We start from the raw sequence: 17,719 nt of genomic DNA on the forward strand, positions 1-17,719 counted from the left end.
CTCCATATTATTTCCACGAAATTTATTTATCAACTGTCACACATACATGTGGCCGATGGCTGCATCAACAATCTATTAATATGAAAAAGTCAATTCTAATACTCAGCATGGCTTTATTAAGCCTTTCTGCAAGTGCACAACACGACCACGCCAGTGGCACCGCTGAAAAGGCTACAAGTAAACAAATGGCACCAATGTTTGAAGATCAGAACATGGGGCTTGCCTATGGCGCATACATTCAATTGAAAGAGGCATTGGTGGCCTCGGAATCAAAAAGCGCAGCCACTGCTGCAGCCGCACTTCAAAAGTCACTGGCAGCGGTAAACAATAGTAAGTCTGCGCTTGCCGAAGTAGCCAAAGTAGCCAGGGCCACTACGCTGGATGACCAGCGCAAAGCTTTTGTGGGTTTAAGCAATGAGATGGCTGCCCTGGTGAAGGGAGCTAAGCTTTCAATGGGCACTATCTATTTGGATTATTGTCCTATGGCCAAGGGTTCGTGGCTTTCTAACGACAAGGAAATAAAGAATCCTTACTACGGGAGCAAGATGCTTTCCTGCGGCAGCGTGAAGGAGACGATTGAATAAGGGACAGGCGAAAAATGATAATGATCATTCATAGCACTGATCATTCAAAAAAGCTCAATCGCCACTGTTTAGGGTGTTTTTAAAGGCTGAAGTACTTGAAGTCTTTTGAGTATTTCGGCCATTGAAACAGGCATCAAAGGCAGCGAACTTAAATAGGATGCCATTGTCGTGACGCTGCGAAAATGTATGTGCGAAAGTGTAAAAAAGCTTAGAAGGGCCGAAAAGAAACTGTTATAATATCCCGTGGTATGAAGAGAAGACATTTTGTAAAGCTTTCCGCTGGTTCTGTAGCTCTACCCATGGTTCTTCAGAACTGCATGTTCCATGACAGGGATGGCAATGCAGGCATCTTAGACACTGGGTTTGATAGGCCATTGCCATTGCCGGAAGAAGCTGGAGCGTCTCTTGATTTGAATCCAGCTAGCCAAAGAACCAGCATTTTAGAAGGCAAAACAACCAGCACGTTCGCCTACAGGAGCAATATTCTGGGTCCCACCATTCGGGCTTTTAGGGGCGAGATGCTTATTGCCAGCGTGCAAAATGCTCTATCCGAGCCAACAAACGTACACTGGCATGGGCTGAAGGTGCCAGCTAACATGGATGGCAATCCTGTCGACATTGTAAAAGCTGGAGAATCATTTCAATACAGTTTTCCAATTGATCAAAGAGCCGGAACCCACTGGTATCATCCGCATCCGCATGGCGCCACTGCAAGGCAAGTGCATACTGGCCTGGCCGGAATGCTTATTATCAATGATGACGAGGAGCTGGCGCTCGGGCTTCCCGCTGGCTATTTTGAGGTTCCACTAATCATTCAGGACAAAAGGCTGAAGGCAGGTAAATTGGTCTATGACCCGTCTATGATGGAGACGATGGCCGGGTACTTTGGTCAGACGATCACTGTAAACGGCGTAGTATCACCTTTTCACGAAGTTCAGGGGAGGTGGTACCGGTTCAGGATATTGAATGGATCTACTGCAAGGGTTTATAACCTTGCTCTGAGCCCCAATTTGGGCATGAAAATAATTGGGAGCGATGGTGGTCTGCTTGGTGCGCCTGAAGATGTCAATGAAGTCTTGCTTGGCCCTGGCGAGCGACTGGACGTTTTGGTAGATTTTTCGGCAGAACCAGTAGGCTCTGAAGTCTATTTGGAAAGCAAAAAGTTCAATGGGGGATCGTCGCAAGGAGCCGAGAGCTTCAAAATCATGAAATTTATTATCGGGGCATCAAGCGGTGACACCTTTCAGCCACCCGGCTCTCTTTCGGTCATCGACAAGATTCCTGAAAATCAAGCAACTAAAGTCAGGAACTTTGAGATTAACAGGATGGGGATGATGGGTAGTGGAGCTATGCATACTTTCAATGGAAAGTCTTATAAGAGAGGCAGAGTTGACGAGACAGTGAAAGCCGGGGCCACGGAAATTTGGGAGTTTGACAATGCAGGCGATGAAATACACCCGATCCACATACACGCAGTTCAGTTTCAAATATTGTCAAGAACGGGGGGGAGGAATGGTATTATCCCCTCGGAGAAAGGATGGAAGGACACCGTTTTGATCTTTCCGAAGGAGAAGGTCAGACTTATTATGACTTTCCCAGATACGCCTGGAGGTTTTGTGTTTCATTGCCATAACCTGGAGCATGAGGATGATGGCATGATGCTCAACTTTGAAATTGTATAGTTGTGAGAAGTGCCTGGTGCTCTGCTCGTAGCAGATGCAGCCGGGTAGCAATGCTCAGACAGACTTATAAAATTTTCACCTTAGTAATTAATCATTGATTTATCTTATCAAATAAACAAACCATCATGAAAAACCTAAGTTATCTTTTATTAGCGATGGTGTTGCTAACAGCCGCCTGCGAGTCAAAGAAATCTTCCACGGATGAGCACCAGCACCACGCCACCGAACCTGTGGTTGCTTCGGTGGATACCCTGAAAAAAAGCATCCCCAAGGAAGCCCATGGACAGGTGGGAGGGGTGCACGTTTCTATGGCTTACCATGCTCCCGGAGCGAGAGGACGGGTGATATGGGGAGGCCTTGTGCCTTTCAATGAAGTGTGGGTGACGGGTGCTCACAGTGCTACCAGCATCACCTTTTCGAAAGATGTAGAAATAGGTGGGGTAACAGTACCAGAAGGGAAGTATGCCTTATTCACCATTCCCGGTAAGGACTCTTGGCAGATAATTATCAATAGAAATTGGGAACAGCATTTAGCAGATGATTATTCCGCAGCCGAAGACGTGGTACGTGTCGAAGTAGTACCTCAAACTGATCTTCCGCTCCAGGAAAGGCTTAACTATAATATTGAGGACAAAGGGGATAGCAAGGGAGCTATTACCATGACGTGGGAAAAACTGGGTGTGACCCTGGAGTTCAGCGACAAATAGTAACAGACTTAAAATCAGCACAATGGAACATCATCATCATACTAGCAATCATGAGCATCATGCTCACGAACATTCTAAACACAGCGGTTCGCACCACCACGGTCACCACGCCCACATGATTGAGGACTTCAAAAAACGGTTTTGGGTGTCCGTCGCACTAACGCTGCCTATTTTGGCGCTGTCCAAGATGGTGCAGGGATGGCTGGGGTTCGAATTCGGTTTTCCGGGCGATCAATATGTTTTGTTTGGGCTGTCCACGGTGATATTCTTTTATGGTGGCTGGCCATTCCTGAAAGGGTTTGTCGATGAGGTAAAAGAGAAGACACCAGGCATGATGTTGCTGATTGCGGTGGCTATTACTGTAGCTTATGGCTACAGTTCGGCAGTGGTATTCGGCTTGGAGGGAAAAGACTTCTTCTGGGAGTTGGCCACGCTGATTGTCATCATGTTGCTGGGGCATTGGATCGAAATGAAGTCGGTGATGGGGGCTTCCCGGGCACTGGAACTTCTCGTTCAGATGATGCCTTCAGATGCGCACCTTGTTAAAGGGGACGATGTGAAGGATGTGCAGGTTAGCGAATTGAAGAAGAACGATATCATTCTCATTAAAGCTAACGAAAAGCTTCCCGCTGACGGTGTGATAGCGGAAGGTGAAAGCTACCTGGACGAAAGTATGCTTACAGGAGAAAGTAAGCCGGTGAAAAAGAGCAAAGGGGATGAGGTTATTGGTGGGTCTGTGAATGGCAATCAGTCCTTCAAAGTGAAGGTGGCGAAGACAGGGGAGGAGAGCTACCTGAATAAGGTGATTAAACTTGTGCAGGACGCACAAAAGGCAAAGTCGAAAACGCAGAACCTGGCCAATACGGCTGCCAAGTGGCTGGCCTATGTGGCCTTAAGTGCTGGTGCCATTACGCTCATCGTTTGGCTCGTCATGGGTAAACCGTTCGATTATGCCCTGGAGCGCATGGTGACTGTGATGGTGATTTCCTGTCCGCACGCATTGGGACTGGCTATTCCTCTCGTCGTGGCTATTTCTACCGCAGTTTCGGCAAGCAAGGGGCTGCTAATCAGGAACAGAACGGCTTTTGAGAATGCGAGAAAGATTTCAGCGTTTGTGTTCGATAAAACAGGCACCCTTACGGAAGGTAAGTTTGGTGTTTCCCGGTACGAAAGCCTGAGCGATGACCTGAAGAAGGAAGATATGTTGACAGCTGTGGCGTCGTTGGAGCAAAGTTCAGAACACCCTATTGCACAAGGTATTGTGAAGGCTGCTAAAGAGATGAAATTGACGCTGGGAAAAGTGGAGAATTTTGAATCTCTAACGTCCAAGGGTATTCAGGGAAGTGTTGATGGCAAAAACTGGAAAGTAGTAAGCCCAGGGTATTTAAAGGAAAAGAGCATCGACGTGCCGAAGGAAGCGGGTGCCGATGCTGCTGAGACTATTGTGTTTGTGCTCCGGGAAGAAAAGTTGGTCGGGTTTGTAGCGCTGTCTGATAAAATCCGGGAGGAGAGTGCCGATGCCATCAAAACACTGAAGTCGAAAGGCATGAAGCTATTCATGGCAACTGGCGACAATGAGAAGACAGCGAAAGCAGTTAGTGATAAGCTGGGACTCGATGGCTATTACAGCGAGGTGCTGCCCGACCAAAAGGTCGACATCATTAAGAAGCTTCAGAAGGAAGGTCACTTTGTAGCCATGACCGGCGACGGAGTAAATGACGCCCCGGCGCTTGCTCAGGCCAATGTGGGTATCGCAGTGGGCTCAGGAACCGATGTGGCGGCAGAGACGGCCGATATCATTCTGGTGAATAGCAACCCAAAGGACATTGCCAATCTGGTAATTTTTGGCAGGGCCACCTACAAGAAGATGATTCAAAACCTTGTATGGGCAACGGGTTACAACGCCGTTGCGTTGCCGTTAGCGACTGGGTTTATTCCCGGCTTGGTGATAAGTCCAGCCATTGGTGCTGTGTTTATGAGCCTAAGCACGATCATCGTGGCCATTAACGCTCAGCTGCTTAAGCGGTCGATGAAATAGTAGCCAGGCGGGTTGACCGCTAGGGGGGACATTTAAGACATTGAACATCATTGAAAATGAATGAAGTTATTTTAGAATCTAAGATTACCTGCCCGAAATGCGGACATCAAAAAGACGAAACCATGCCCACTGACGCATGCCAATTCTTCTATGAATGTGAAAGCTGTCACGAAGTGCTAAAGCCCAAAGCCGGTGATTGCTGCGTGTATTGCAGCTATGGTACTAAGCCATGCCCGCCAATTCAAATGAGCGAAGGGGAGGACTGTTGTTCCTGAAAGAAGGAGTTGGTTGAGCGCTAATAATTAATCAGTAAATAAGCCCCTGCTCCTACAAGGTAGCCCAACAAGGCCCAGGGAGTGATGCGCTTGAAATACCAAACGAAATCAATCTTTAGCATGCCCATCACAGCTACGCCCGCAGCTGATCCAATGATCAGCATACTTCCACCAGTGCCGGCTGCATAAGCCAGAAACTCCCAAATTCTGCTGTCAGTGGGGAAATACTCTATGCCCTCCATAGCCACAGAAGGATCGGGAGGAGGCAAAGGGTACATACCCTGCGCTGCAGCAACCAGCGGCACGTTGTCGATAATAGAGGAGGCGATGCCCGTTACGAAAATAACAAGGTCGTTGTTTCCTATCTTTTCAGATAGAGTTTGGCTGAGTGCTTCCAGCTGACCAGTGCTTTCCAGGCATGCTATTGCCAGCAGAATGCCCAGAAAGAAGAAAACACTTGATACGTCAATCTTTTGTAGGGCCCTGATCACAGAGAAGTTGGCCGTTACTTCTTCAGGAGCTTTTCTCTGCAAAATCTCCACTGTGACCCATAAAATTGCCAGCCCAAGCAGCATACCCATGAAAGGAGGGAGACCGGTGAGGGTTTTAAAAATGGGCACGAAAATAAGTGCCGCCATACCAACACCAAAAATAAGTCTGCGATCAAAATCTTTGACATGGTCTGTCGGTTTTTGAATCGAAGTTTTGTCAAATACGCCTTTCATTCGAGTAGAGATAAAGATTAAGGGAACAACCATTGACAGGAGGCTTGGAATAAAAAGGCTCCTGATAATGTTCCAGCTTGTGATTTGACCCTCGATCCAAAGCATAGTGGTGGTTATGTCGCCAATGGGTGTCCAGGCACCGCCGGCATTGGCAGCTATCACTACCACACCCCCAAAGAACTTAATATCTTCTTTGGTGTGAATGATCTTGCGAAGCAGGGAAACCATTACAATGGAGGTAGTGAGGTTGTCCAGAATGGCCGACATGAAAAAGGTAAGCAGACTAATAACCCAGAGTAGCTGGATTTTATTTCTGGTGGTGATCCGTTTAGTGATGGTTTGAAAGCCTCTGTGGTTGTCGACCAACTCCACGATGGTCATGGCCCCCATCAGAAACAGCAGAATGCTGGTGATGTCCGACAAGTGATCGTGCAGGAGAAGCCAGGGTTCTGAGATGTCGCTGCTCCCAAGAAAGTAAATGGTCCAGCAGAGAATGCCTGTTAGAAGCGCAAAAGCTGTTTTATTGATGCCTAGCCTGTGCTCAAATACAATGCATAGATAACCAACGACAAAGACTAATATGAGGAGAATGTGCATAGTAAACCGCCGTGTTTTATAATCAAAATGAAATGATTTTGGTCTGACAGTTTACAGAAGCAAAGTAGATACAAATGTTGTTTTTACTTTGGTAAAAACAACTCAAAGTGGCATGTTTATTTTGGGGGAATTTCAAACGGAAAAACGTGCTGCTAAAGTCCGCTAGTTACGCATTTAGGCTTGTTTTATGGAAGGAATTTTTGGGCGCTCCGCAGGTAGGGCATGTGTATGTTTCAGGTAGTTGATGGAATGCTACGCCCGGGCCTATTCCGCTCGCTGTATCACCCAAATTTTCGTCGTAAATAGTCAAACACTCTTCGCATTGGTAGTGCGACTTTGCATCTGAAAGCTCTACTTTGACCTCTTTTTTTCTTTCATTGCTTTTCTCATCCAGTTGCTCGTAGTACATGTAGCTAAGCTCCAGCAGCAGGGGAGGGATGATTTCCTTTGTGATGTCTTTCACAAAGTACTGGTACTCCATCAGGTTGGGGTTGAAGTCTTTGGAGAACTGGATATTGTATGTCGGCACATCACCCCCTGCTTCATTTCTTTCGATGACCACAGAGGTAAAAAGTGTCACATTTTTGTTGGACACGATAGAGAAAGTAAGCCCGTATGTGCTGATATCCATTTTGTCCATTTCCCGAACCAGAAAGCTTTTTAGTTCCATGGCTTCGTTATCAAGCACAGGGATATGCCAGTTCAACTCCAGCGATGAGTGCCGCATGTTGATGCCATACCTGCCGAGTAGTTTCTCCCAACCAATACGATGTTTTTCTTCAATGCCCTTGAGGATAAAGGATTTCCATGGTGAAAGACTGATTTTCCCTATGTCTGTTTCGATACATCGCTGGCAAAGCGCTTTCAAAAACCTGATGTCAAACTGATTGTTTCGCCAGTAAAGCCCCAGCCAATACTTTCCATCGGGTATACGGTTGAACCCTTCGTAGTAAGGGAAGTTGACATCCGGATAAACCAGGGCTTCTTTTACAGGTTGTGTGTTAATTTTTACTCGTTCAAGGGCAGTCTGGTACAGGCTTTCAAAGGATATGTCTTCTTTTTCGTTTCTGGCTTCTTCCAGTGCTCTGGCCATCTTCGCTATGTCATAGCCATAAATCAAGCTGGGTGCCGCCCAGGGCCTGCTGCCCATTTCATCTGACCTGAGGTACAAATACCAGTAGTTTTCTATACCCGATGCGATGAAATTGAATTGACCGGATACCAACGGCACCATGCTTTGGCTGGGGTCGACAATGTTGATTTTGTAGCCCGGCCGGTAGTCAAACGAGTCGAGTATATAGTGATAGATATGTGGCGCCAGCCAGCTTCTGCGAGGCATTACGTCGAGAGAGACGTAGGAGGTTACTATGTTTTGATACTGATTGGCGTTGATTTCGTAGTCTGTTTGAATGGAAGCAAACGTTTTGTCAAGATAGCTCCTATCAAAGGTGTCCGCTGGAAAGAGGATGTCCTGCCTGGAGCCAAAGTGGATATACGAAGAGCCCAAATGGCTGGCGGTTTGAATGATCTTCAAAAAGTCGCCTGGTGAGATGATGCCACCCTTTACAAATACCCTTACCAGATTGAGTTTATCCATTGTTTCTTGCACTCACGGTCAATTTAGAACTTCGGCAGGAATAGCCTCAAGATTAAGAATATTTTTTACTTCAGGTTTGCAACTGCCGCAGCCGAGTCCGGCCCCAGTAGCTTTGCAAAGGGACGGCAAATCGCTGCATCCACCGGCAATGGCTTTTTTGATATTGCCTTCGCCAACATTGTTGCAGCTGCACACCAGTTTGCCCAGCACAGCTTCTTTTTGCGAGCCCGACCGCAGCAAGCTTTTTCGTTTGTCCGACAGCTCCGTGCCATTTTCTATCAATTCCCTGAACTCGGCAAACTCAGCCTTGTCGCCCATAAGAATGACGCCCACCAGCTTGTCGTGATGAATGATGCACTTTTTGTAGTAGGAGAGGCCCTTGTCCACAAGCAATATTTCATCATAGGCGGGGTCATTTTCAGGTGCCTCTGCCATGCCTATGGAACACAGCGAAACATCGGCCATTTTCAGGATGTTCATCGGCGTGCAGCCTGTGAATCGGCTGCTCAGGTCGCCATTGAGGTAGTGAGCCAGCACGTCTGCATGTTTCTCGGCGGCGGCGGTAATGCCATTGAGCTGTCCGTCATGCTCCGCTATTTCGCCCAGGGCGTAGATACTCGGGTCGCTGGTTTGCATATAGTCGTTGACTTTGATACCTCTGCCGCAGTCAAGACCAGCTTCTTTGCCCAGCTCCAAATTGGGCCTGGTGCCAATGGCATACACAATAGCGTGGCTGATAAGGCTCTTGCCACTTTTTAGTTTGGCCTCCAGGCACTGCTCATTGATCCTTTCTACCGACTGCACCTGATCGTTGGTATAGACCTGTATGCCCATGTTTTCGATTTCCTGGCGCAGCAAAGAACTGGCCAGGCTGTCGAGTTGCCGCTCCATCAGCCTTGATGAGAGCTGGATGATGCTCACTTTGATTTTTACCTCGGCAAGGGCAGCTGCCAACTCCAGGCCAAGCAATCCACCGCCCACAACCACCACGTGACTGCCTTGGCCCACGGTGGCTTTCAGCTCGTCGGCATTGCGGCGGTCTCGCATGGTAAAGATGCCAGGTAAGTGCATAGGTACGTCAGGTGGGACAAACGCCCGGCTGCCGGTGGCCATCACCAGAGTGTCGTAGCTATGGCTCACACCAAACTGGTCAGTGACCATCTTGAGTGCCGGGTCAATACTTTCAATACTGTTTGACTGATGCAGATGCACGTTGAGTTGTTCGAATTCTCCAATTTTGAATTTGAGCAGGTCTTCCCACTGCTTTTGATCATTGATGTATTCAGGCAGCAATACCCGGTTATAAAACGGAAATTCTTCCTTTGAAAATACATGAATTTCGTCGCCCAGGTTGAGCTCCCGATGGGTGTTGATGAAGCGATAGGCTGCTGCCCCAGCACCGACAATGACAATTTTCTGCGCTGGTTTCTTATGCGGTTTTACCTCTACCGCCGAAAATTTGAATCCCGGCTGCTTGGAAGTAGGGTCAAACACTGAGGAAGTAAGGTTGTTGGCCCTTGTGAGGTCATTTTGTAATGTTTTGCCCCAATGCATGGGCAGGAAAACAACTCCTTTTTTTATTGTATCAGTCAGTTTGGCCACCACTTGCACGCTGCCCCTGCTGTTTTCAATTTCTACGGCCATCCCTTCTTTGATCCCTCTTTCTGCTGCATCGTGTGGGTGAATTTCCAGAAAAGGCTTGTCGATGTGCTGCCTGAGCTTATTAACTTTGCCTGTGCGGGTCATGGTATGCCACTGGTCACGGATGCGGCCCGTGGTGAGGATGAGGGGATAATCAGGAGTTGGCTCCTCGGTAAGATTTGTTGGTGTGTCAGACTTGATCTGCGCTTTACCTGATGCTGTGTAAAACTGGCTGTCGGTAAAAAGTCTGGGCGTGCCCGGGTGAACCGAGTCGGGAACAGGCCATTGAAAAGAGCCCTCCTTCTTCAGTCTTTCGTAGCTAAGCCCCGAAATGTCGATTTTTGTGCCCCGGGTCATGCTACAGTGCTCGGCGTAAACTTCTGCCTGATTTTGGTAATCAAAGCCATGGTAGCCCATTTGCCTGGCAAAACGGATCAGTATTTCACTATCAGCCAAAGCCTCGCCCGGTGGAGACACCACTTTGTTCAGGTGGCTTATGCGCCGGTCGGAGTTGGTCATGGTGCCTTCCTTTTCCAACCACCCGGCAGCTGGCAACACAAGATCCGCATACTGCAAGGTGTCCGATTGGGTGGAGATGTCCTGCACCACCACAAATCGAGCGTTTTTCAGTGCTTCATCTACCAGGCGGGCATCGGGCATGCTCACCACAGGGTTGGTACAGATGATCCAGATGGCTTTCATCTCGCCGCTTCGCAAAGCTTCGAACATCTGCGTGGCTGTTTTGCCAGGCTTCTCCGAAATATGGTCTACGCCCCAGTAGGCGGCCACCTCTTTTCGGTGTTCAGGGTTGAGCAGGTTCCGGTGTGACGCCAAAAGAGTAGCCATACCGCCGACTTCCCGACCTCCCATGGCATTGGGCTGACCAGTGAGCGAGAAGGGCCCCGAACCTGGTTTACCTAACTGGCCTGTGACGAGGTTCAGGTTGATCAGTGCCAGGTTTTTACTCAGCCCCTCAGTGCTTTGGTTGAGTCCCATGGCCCACATGGTGATAAAGCCGGTAGCATTGCCAATATAGCTGGCAGCCTGCTTGATTTGCTCCAGCGGAACGTCGCAGATATGGGCAGCTTCTTCCAGAGAGGTGCTGAGTACCTTTTGTTTGTAGTCTTCGTAGCCGTCGGTATGGTTCTGAACGAATTCCAGATCGATATCGCCATTTTCTATGAGGCATCTTCCTATGGCGTGAAGCAGGATCGTGTCGGTGCCGGGCCTGAGCTGTAAATGCAGGTCAGCCAGGCTGCACGAATCGGTAACCCTCGGGTCGATAACGATCACTTTGATGTCAGGGTGTTGTTCTTTGTGTTGTTCAAGGCGGCGGAAAAGGATGGGGTGGCACCAGGCCGGATTAGCACCTGCAATGAGAAAACAGTCGGCCAGTTCAATGTCTTCGTAGGAGATGGGCACCGAGTCTTCACCAAGGCTTTGGGTATAGGCCGCCACAGCTGAACTCATGCACAGACGGCTGTTGGTGTCAATATTGTTGGTGCCAATAAAGCCTTTGGTTAGCTTATTGACAAGGTAATATTCCTCGGTCAAGCATTGGCCCGACACATAAAAACCTACGGAGTCAGGGCCGTATTTAGTAATTAAAGACTTGAACACCGCAGCCGCTCTGCCAATGGCGGTGTCCCAGTCCGTTCTCTGCATAGGGTGTGATTTACTCCACCGCATTTGTGGATATAGGAGGCGGTCGGAGTGATCGGAAACAGTATAATGGAGGTTCCTTCCTTTAGAGCAGAGCATGCCCTTGTTCACTGGGTGACTAGCATCACCAGTTAAGTTCAGCCTTCCTCTTTTGTCAACAGATACTTCTACGCCACAACCCGTACCACAATAGGAGCAGGTTGATTTTAGGACTTTATCTGTAGATTCTTTCATAAGAGTCAATCTAAAGGGTCAATGAAAAAGGGAACAGTGGGGCGGCAGGTTTCCATTTCCAATTTGCACCGCCCCAGGGTTCCTTTTAACCAATTCAGTAGTATGAAAAGTTATGCGGGTACACGTTCCGGACTCAACTGAGTCTCCTTCACAGAAGCCAGCAATTCCTCCATTTCTTTTTCTGCTTCCTTTTCCATGACGGGCGAGAATTTGACGGCAAAAACTGTAAATGATACAGCCACCACAATGAAGCCCAGGATCATAAACGACTCAGGCCACTCAAGGCCGGTGAGCTCTTTCTTGAAGAGGAACATGCCTGCTACTGCACCGGCGTTGCCGCCAGCACCAACAATGCCAGATACTGCTCCTAAGGCCTTTTTGTTGACAAATGGTACCACGCTAAACGTGGCTCCTTCGCTCATTTGGACAAAGATGCTGAAAACCAGCAGTGAGCCAATGATGGTTGGTATTGTGCCCATTCGTGAGAATATTACGAGAGCGATTCCCTGGCAGAAAAGGGAAACAAAGAGCCACTTTACACGGCCTTTGAGACCGTTGGTTTTGCCAAACTTGTCGCCCAGCATGCCGCCCAGAGAGCGGGCAAACAGATTCATCAGACCGAACAGGCCGGCAATCAGGCCTGCAGTCTTCAGGTCCATGGTAAAATAATCGGCAAAGTAGAGTGCCGCCTTTGAATTCACGATCAACTCCACGCCGAAGCAAGCTCCGTAAATGAGAAACAAAGCCCAAACTCTGTAGTCCTTCAATGCCTCTTTGAAAACCTTGCCACTGTTGCCTGATTTCGAATGCGCTACCTTCTCTTCTATTTCTGAGTAGTTGCCCTCAGGTGTGTCTTTTGTGTATCTGTAGTAAACAAAGCCCATTACCAACAATAGAAAGCCGGGAGCTATCATGGCGTAGCGCCAGGCGAGGTGCTCAGAACCAAAGTAAGCCAGCGCTCCGGCGAAGACGAACGGCATTACTTGTTGTGTCACGCCGCCGCCCAGGTTACCCCAGCCAGCAGTGGTGGCATTAGCAGTGCCCACCACATTGGGAGCGAACATCACCGAGGTGTGAAATTGGGTAATGACAAATGAGGCGCCAATGGCTCCGATGAACATACGGGCGATAAGGAACTGCTCGTAGCTTTGAGAAAGGCCTACCAGCATCACAGGGATAGCACCCAACACCAGCAGCCAGGTGTAGGTGATACGTGGCCCGATTTTATCGCAAAGCCAGCCAACAAACAGCCTCATGAAGACGGTGGAGGCAACAGCTACCATGTTGGTGGTTACAATTTGATCAGTAGTAATGCCAAGGTCGTCTCTTACGATCTGTAGCATGGGAGCCAAACCAAACCAGCCGAAAAAGCAAAGGAAGAAGGCCAGCCACGTGAGGTGAAATGTGCGCATTTGTACCGAACTGAAATTGAACATATCAATCCGGGTTGCCTTATTTGATTTTGTCATGATACTCATGGTCATTTCTTTTTGAATGGATGAATTGATTGTATGAATAGGGTCAAGGGGCAGATTCGAAGAAAGTAGGCTTGATGGTCAGCATGACCCACGCCCAGTTGTTAAAAGAACTGCTGCTACCTCCAGGCTTAATGATTTCCATGCTGGAGGTGGCCATCATTTGGGAATAGCCGACATGCAAAAGCACGTCTTTGTTGAAAGCCTGGCTGAAAACCAGATCAAGCTCAGTACCAAGGTTGGTTTTGTAGGAACTGTTATCTGCGGATGGAATCTCAGAACCGCTAATGAACTGGTGAACGCCGGTTTCAAGTGCTCCTTTTTCAGAAAGTTTGAATTTAGCTGTTAGATAAAGGTCTTTGATACCCACGTTGCCGTGCCCGTTGCCCACGTAGAAGTAGTCCATGTACCCATAAAACTTGTGGTGAGTACCATAAAGCGGGTTGAAAGCATTGTCTTTGCTGCTGGTGGAAGACGCTCCACTCAGGTAGTCGACACCCAATGTGAGAGGTGTTTTTCCCACCGGGTAGGTGATGTTGGCAGCCAACAGGAAGGCACCTATCGATTTGCCCGACGGGTTTTTGCCAAACTGATAATAAGCTTCACCATTCAGGCTTACCTTTCCAAGTTTTTTAACTGCATATGCCCCGGCGGTCTGGCTGAAATAGACTGCCGAATCAACAGCAGATTGCACCCCGTTGTTGAGCACAAGAAAAGACACATTACCGGATTCGAAAGCCTGATTAAACCAGGAAAACTGCATGGTTTTGTAGTTACCTCCCAGGAAGTAGTAGGTGTTCTTTAGTCTGCCCGGCTCGGACGGCGACAGTACATCTTCCTGATTGAAGGCAGCACCAACATGCCACTTCGACTGATTTTTCTGCCACTGAAAGAGTGCCAGGTCGTGTGATCTGCCCTGTGCAGCCCAGCCCAGGTTACCCAGTATGCGGGCGTTGTCGTAATCCAGCGCCTGCCGACCGACCCTGATGGAAAGGGCTTCCGTGAAATTGTATTGTCCCCAGGCTTCATACACGTTGGTTAGCGCAGCATCTGACTTGTAAACCTGCGTGGCACCGCCCCATAGTCGGACATCCTGGAAGGTGATTTTGGCCGATACTTTGTCAGACTTGTAATCAAAATAGAGCCTGGAGCGCTGCTCGGTAAAGAATGCCGGTTTGGCATCCTCGCTGGCCAGGGTCTTAAAACCATGGCGATACTCTGTACGTGGTCGTACCTCTCCACCAATACTGAATTGGGCATTAACCTCAATAGCAGCCAGGCAGGAAATGAATAGGAATAGGTAGATTTTTCTCATGCTGTACGTCTTTCATGTAAAAGTACGTACTAACACTTAAATTACGTAGACAGTGACTAAATAATTACGTAATTATACGTAAAAATATTATATCCATAGTTTGGAGCTTGACAAATGAATATTTGGCAATTTCAGAACGTGAAAAGGCTTAGAAATTGAAGCCATGCAAGTGATTAACCAGTTATACTCTTGTGGGGTTCATAGAACAGGGCTGTGTTTATCGTGAGAGGGTGGCCAGGGCTAACCATTGCCGCCTTAAACTCCGTCAAGTTCGCTATTGAAGTTTTTGACTGTCACCCATTACATCTTCAATCGTAAGATTTGAAATTGGGATATTGTTTTCAGAAAGGATGGTTTCAAATGCCAGCCTTGATACGCCAGCTAATTGCGATGCTTTTCCAATGGTTAGCTTTTGCAATGAATACAATCTGATGGCTAGAGAGATTTTTATATCTTTTTTTAGATCGGTTTCACTCTCGTTGAGTGCAAGTAAGATATCAGAGGGGAAATCTACAGATATTGTCTTGGTGCTCATATTCTTGCAGAAGTTTATTAAAAATAGGAATAATTTTGACCTTTCCTCAAAGCTAACCAGTATGGGTAAGCCATTCAAAAAAAGGTCAAGCTTGCGTGGCTCCAGAAAATAACCAGGCCACCAGACTATTGGTTCAACTCCAAAGCCTGTTTCAGAGAGGTATCTCCATCAATTTTACGTAGAAGTTCTGCCAGGTTGTTGGCATCCAGCTTTTTCATGATGTTGAAACGATGTGTTTCAATAGTTCGAACGCTTTTGTCGAGTTTTTCGGCAATGTCTTTGTTGCTTTCGCCTTTGTAGATCAGGCTTAAAATTTCCTTTTCCCGCTTTGTCAGGGCATTGTCCCCAGTTTCTTGTGGAGTGGGGGAGGTAGTTGTCTTGTTTCTCAGGTTGAGGTAATGCTGTACCAAAATATTGGAGATATCACCGGTGAAGTATTTTTCTCCTTTTTGAACCGTATGAATGGCTTTGAGAAACTCTTGCTTGTTGGAGCCTTTCAGTAAATACCCCGTGGCGCCCATTTCTACAGATTGAAGGATATACTCCTCATCTTCATGCATGGAAAGTACCAGGGCTTTGGTGGTGGGTGAGTAGGATTTGAGCTGGCGAATGGTTTCGATTCCATTCATTTTTGGCATGTTAATGTCCACAATCAAAATGTCAGGCTGCTTGTTTTTGCATTCATCCAGCGCTTCCTGGCCGTCGGAGGCTTCGCCCACTACCTCCAAATCTCCTTCACTTTCTAATAATATTTTAATGCCGTTCCTTACAATTTCATGGTCATCGGCAAGGACTACTCTGATAGCAGGCATAGTTTATATAGGTACTGTTATAGCGATATGTGTTCCCGTTCCCTTTTCGGATTCAATCTGGAAATCAGCATCTACAAAAGCGGCTCTTTCTTTCATGTTGAAAATTCCATGCCCCGATTCCGTAAAGTGGCCGGTTTCCGCCAGTTGTTTGTAATCGAACCCTTTGCCGTCATCCACAATACTAATAGTGAGCTGGCTCGGATTATGGGAGAAAGTTATCGTTATTTTTTTAGCTCCCGAATATTTAATGGCATTATTCACTCCTTCTTGTACAATACGGTAGATGTTCATCTCAATATTGTTCTCCAACCTATTGATGAACTGCGTTTTGTCTACGAACTCCACTTCAATTTCCGAAACCTTGTTGACCTCCGTACAAAACTTTCGCACGGCCGGCACCAAGCCAAAGTCGCTCAGGCTGCTGGGTGCCAGGTTGAAGGAAACACGGCGAACCTCTTTCATCACACTGTTGAGGAAATGCTTAATGTCGTCCAGCCGCTGCCTGTTGTGGCTGGCCCCGGTCAATGACACTGAGTCCAGGTTCATTTTCATGGCGGTGAGCATTTGCCCGATGCCGTCGTGCAGCTCTTTGGCCAGGCGGCTGCGTTCTTCCTCCTGGCCTTCAAGTATCAGCACCGACCTGTATCGAAGTTCGTTCACGCTCTTCTCAATTTTTTCCCGGTTGAGCTCCCGGGCCATCATTTGCGCTTCCTTCACATCGGTGATGTCTCTGCCAACCACCATCAATTCATTGCCGCCAGTACGGTTGGTGGTAGGAGTAATGGTTAAATCAAGCCAGAGGAAGTCTCCTGATACTTCAGTAAATTTCATTTCTCCTGTCCAGGTTTTTCCCTCACTCAGAAGTTTTTTTACACCTTCTATGGCATCTCTCTGGTGTCCGTCGTGCTTGAAAAAATCGAAAAGCGACTCGGGTAATTTGGTGGTTTCGTCAACAAACTTTTCCCGCATAAACTCCGATGTCCAGTAAATGGCACCGTCGTCTCTGGTTTTGCAGAGGACGGCATAGCTTTTGGGCTCTACCTTTATGGCTTCCAGGTCTTGATATGACTTGCCCAGCTCCACATAAAGCCTGTTGATTTCGTGCGCCATCTGATTGGAGGATAGCTCCGACTCTGCCAGGTTTTTGATGGTTTGGTTGACGTTTCTGGCGGTGGGCTGAAAGATGAAAATGAACTCAAGGATTATAATGGAGAGGGAGATGGCCACCAATATGAGCTCGGTAACGCTTAGTTTATCGACCCTGGCCCTTGCTTCCTTGTCATACTGGGACACAATGTCGTCCATGGTGGCAAGGAATGGCCCTTCGTTCTGCAGGATGGTAGCAGTGAGTTCTTTTACTGCGACCTGTAGTGGCTCATCAAAACTAGAGCGGGAAGCAACTCTGGCTATCAGGGCCCTGGAATTTTCAATGATAATGATGTAGTAGGGGGTAATTGTTTCAAACATCGCTTCAATTTGCCGGCTGTTTTTCCCCTTGAGACCAGCAGTCGTGTCGCCTTTCAACAAACCATTGTGCGAGGTTTCCCAAAGATCAACCACGTTTTTCAATTCGTCGGCATGTTGTTTCATCTCCTCCAGGCTCTCCGACTGGGAAATCAGCAGCGCCGCTTTTGCTATCCGCTGGCTCAGCATCCGTTGCCTGCCTGCCACGTTGATAACGTGAGAATCATCCTGCTGGCTTGCGATGAAGTTCTGGATAAGCACCTGACTAATGATGATGATCGCAGCTATACCGGATAGCGCCAGAATGTAGAACCTACCTAACCTTTCAAATTTGGATCTTACGTGCTTTTGGTTCATGGAATCGACAACTGCTGCC

At 47.8% G+C, this 17,719-nt stretch carries 13 protein-coding genes; 5 read left to right on the forward strand and 8 right to left on the reverse strand.

The window, feature by feature from the left end; genetic code table 11:
• Positions 1–80: 80 nt before the first annotated feature.
• The 5 genes from RT717_RS07725 to RT717_RS07745 all read left to right on the forward strand — a co-directional run bounded on the left by RT717_RS07725 (position 81) and on the right by RT717_RS07745 (position 5,286).
• Entirely contained in the window at positions 81–584 is a 504-nt protein-coding gene (locus tag RT717_RS07725; RefSeq protein ID WP_317491160.1) for a DUF3347 domain-containing protein, read from the forward strand.
• Between the two features lie 248 nt (positions 585–832).
• A complete protein-coding gene (locus RT717_RS07730; protein ID WP_317491161.1) occupies positions 833–2,266 on the forward strand; it encodes a multicopper oxidase family protein in 1,434 nt (477 codons plus the stop codon).
• A gap of 125 nt (positions 2,267–2,391) precedes the next feature.
• Positions 2,392–2,973 carry a DUF2911 domain-containing protein gene (locus RT717_RS07735; RefSeq protein WP_317491162.1) on the forward strand — a complete coding sequence of 194 codons (582 nt, stop codon included), beginning with the start codon at positions 2,392–2,394 and terminating at the stop codon, positions 2,971–2,973.
• A 22-nt stretch (positions 2,974–2,995) separates the two neighbouring features.
• Positions 2,996–5,011, forward strand: coding sequence for a copper-translocating P-type ATPase (locus tag RT717_RS07740; RefSeq protein ID WP_317491163.1), 2,016 nt, complete (start codon positions 2,996–2,998; stop codon positions 5,009–5,011).
• A gap of 56 nt (positions 5,012–5,067) precedes the next feature.
• Positions 5,068–5,286 carry a GDCCVxC domain-containing (seleno)protein gene (locus RT717_RS07745; protein ID WP_317491164.1) on the forward strand — a complete coding sequence of 73 codons (219 nt, stop codon included), beginning with the start codon at positions 5,068–5,070 and terminating at the stop codon, positions 5,284–5,286.
• Positions 5,287–5,306: 20 nt separating this feature from the next.
• Here RT717_RS07745 and nhaD read toward each other — a convergent pair whose 3' ends face one another.
• From nhaD to RT717_RS07785, 8 genes are all read right to left on the reverse strand, one after another.
• Positions 5,307–6,608 carry a sodium:proton antiporter NhaD gene (gene nhaD, locus RT717_RS07750; RefSeq protein ID WP_317491165.1) on the reverse strand — a complete coding sequence of 434 codons (1,302 nt, stop codon included), beginning with the start codon at positions 6,606–6,608 and terminating at the stop codon, positions 5,307–5,309.
• 166 nt (positions 6,609–6,774) lie between these two features.
• Positions 6,775–8,205 carry a rubredoxin gene (locus RT717_RS07755; RefSeq protein WP_317491166.1) on the reverse strand — a complete coding sequence of 477 codons (1,431 nt, stop codon included), beginning with the start codon at positions 8,203–8,205 and terminating at the stop codon, positions 6,775–6,777.
• Between the two features lie 18 nt (positions 8,206–8,223).
• Complete coding sequence (locus RT717_RS07760) at positions 8,224–11,742, reverse strand: molybdopterin-dependent oxidoreductase (protein WP_317491167.1); 3,519 nt, start codon at positions 11,740–11,742, stop codon at positions 8,224–8,226.
• A 110-nt stretch (positions 11,743–11,852) separates the two neighbouring features.
• Complete coding sequence (locus RT717_RS07765; RefSeq protein WP_394854125.1) at positions 11,853–13,211, reverse strand: NarK family nitrate/nitrite MFS transporter; 1,359 nt, start codon at positions 13,209–13,211, stop codon at positions 11,853–11,855.
• Positions 13,212–13,263: 52 nt separating this feature from the next.
• Entirely contained in the window at positions 13,264–14,532 is a 1,269-nt protein-coding gene (locus RT717_RS07770; protein WP_317491169.1) for an alginate export family protein, read from the reverse strand.
• A gap of 274 nt (positions 14,533–14,806) precedes the next feature.
• The gene (locus tag RT717_RS07775) at positions 14,807–15,067 is read right to left on the reverse strand and encodes a UPF0175 family protein (RefSeq protein ID WP_317491170.1); all 261 of its coding nucleotides are present in this window, start codon (positions 15,065–15,067) and stop codon (positions 14,807–14,809) included.
• Positions 15,068–15,192: 125 nt separating this feature from the next.
• Positions 15,193–15,879, reverse strand: coding sequence for a response regulator transcription factor (locus RT717_RS07780; RefSeq protein ID WP_317491171.1), 687 nt, complete (start codon positions 15,877–15,879; stop codon positions 15,193–15,195).
• 3 nt (positions 15,880–15,882) lie between these two features.
• A complete protein-coding gene (locus RT717_RS07785) occupies positions 15,883–17,700 on the reverse strand; it encodes a sensor histidine kinase (protein WP_317491172.1) in 1,818 nt (605 codons plus the stop codon).
• Positions 17,701–17,719 lie beyond the last annotated feature (19 nt).

This window comes from Imperialibacter roseus, from assembly GCF_032999765.1.
Lineage (GTDB): Bacteria > Bacteroidota > Bacteroidia > Cytophagales > Cyclobacteriaceae > Imperialibacter > Imperialibacter roseus.

Bases quoted from the DNA above. Each gene is read 5' to 3' on its own strand.
- RT717_RS07725 (WP_317491160.1), top strand. From the start codon at position 81: ATGAAAAAGTCAATTCTAATACTCAGCATGGCTTTATTAAGCCTTTCT.
- RT717_RS07730 (WP_317491161.1), top strand. From the start codon at position 833: ATGAAGAGAAGACATTTTGTAAAGCTTTCCGCTGGTTCTGTAGCTCTA.
- RT717_RS07735 (WP_317491162.1), top strand. From the start codon at position 2,392: ATGAAAAACCTAAGTTATCTTTTATTAGCGATGGTGTTGCTAACAGCC.
- RT717_RS07740 (WP_317491163.1), top strand. From the start codon at position 2,996: ATGGAACATCATCATCATACTAGCAATCATGAGCATCATGCTCACGAA.
- RT717_RS07745 (WP_317491164.1), top strand. From the start codon at position 5,068: ATGAATGAAGTTATTTTAGAATCTAAGATTACCTGCCCGAAATGCGGA.
- nhaD (WP_317491165.1), bottom strand. From the start codon at position 6,608: ATGCACATTCTCCTCATATTAGTCTTTGTCGTTGGTTATCTATGCATT.
- RT717_RS07755 (WP_317491166.1), bottom strand. From the start codon at position 8,205: ATGGATAAACTCAATCTGGTAAGGGTATTTGTAAAGGGTGGCATCATC.
- RT717_RS07760 (WP_317491167.1), bottom strand. From the start codon at position 11,742: ATGAAAGAATCTACAGATAAAGTCCTAAAATCAACCTGCTCCTATTGT.
- RT717_RS07765 (WP_394854125.1), bottom strand. From the start codon at position 13,211: ATGACAAAATCAAATAAGGCAACCCGGATTGATATGTTCAATTTCAGT.
- RT717_RS07770 (WP_317491169.1), bottom strand. From the start codon at position 14,532: ATGAGAAAAATCTACCTATTCCTATTCATTTCCTGCCTGGCTGCTATT.
- RT717_RS07775 (WP_317491170.1), bottom strand. From the start codon at position 15,067: ATGAGCACCAAGACAATATCTGTAGATTTCCCCTCTGATATCTTACTT.
- RT717_RS07780 (WP_317491171.1), bottom strand. From the start codon at position 15,879: ATGCCTGCTATCAGAGTAGTCCTTGCCGATGACCATGAAATTGTAAGG.
- RT717_RS07785 (WP_317491172.1), bottom strand. From the start codon at position 17,700: ATGAACCAAAAGCACGTAAGATCCAAATTTGAAAGGTTAGGTAGGTTC.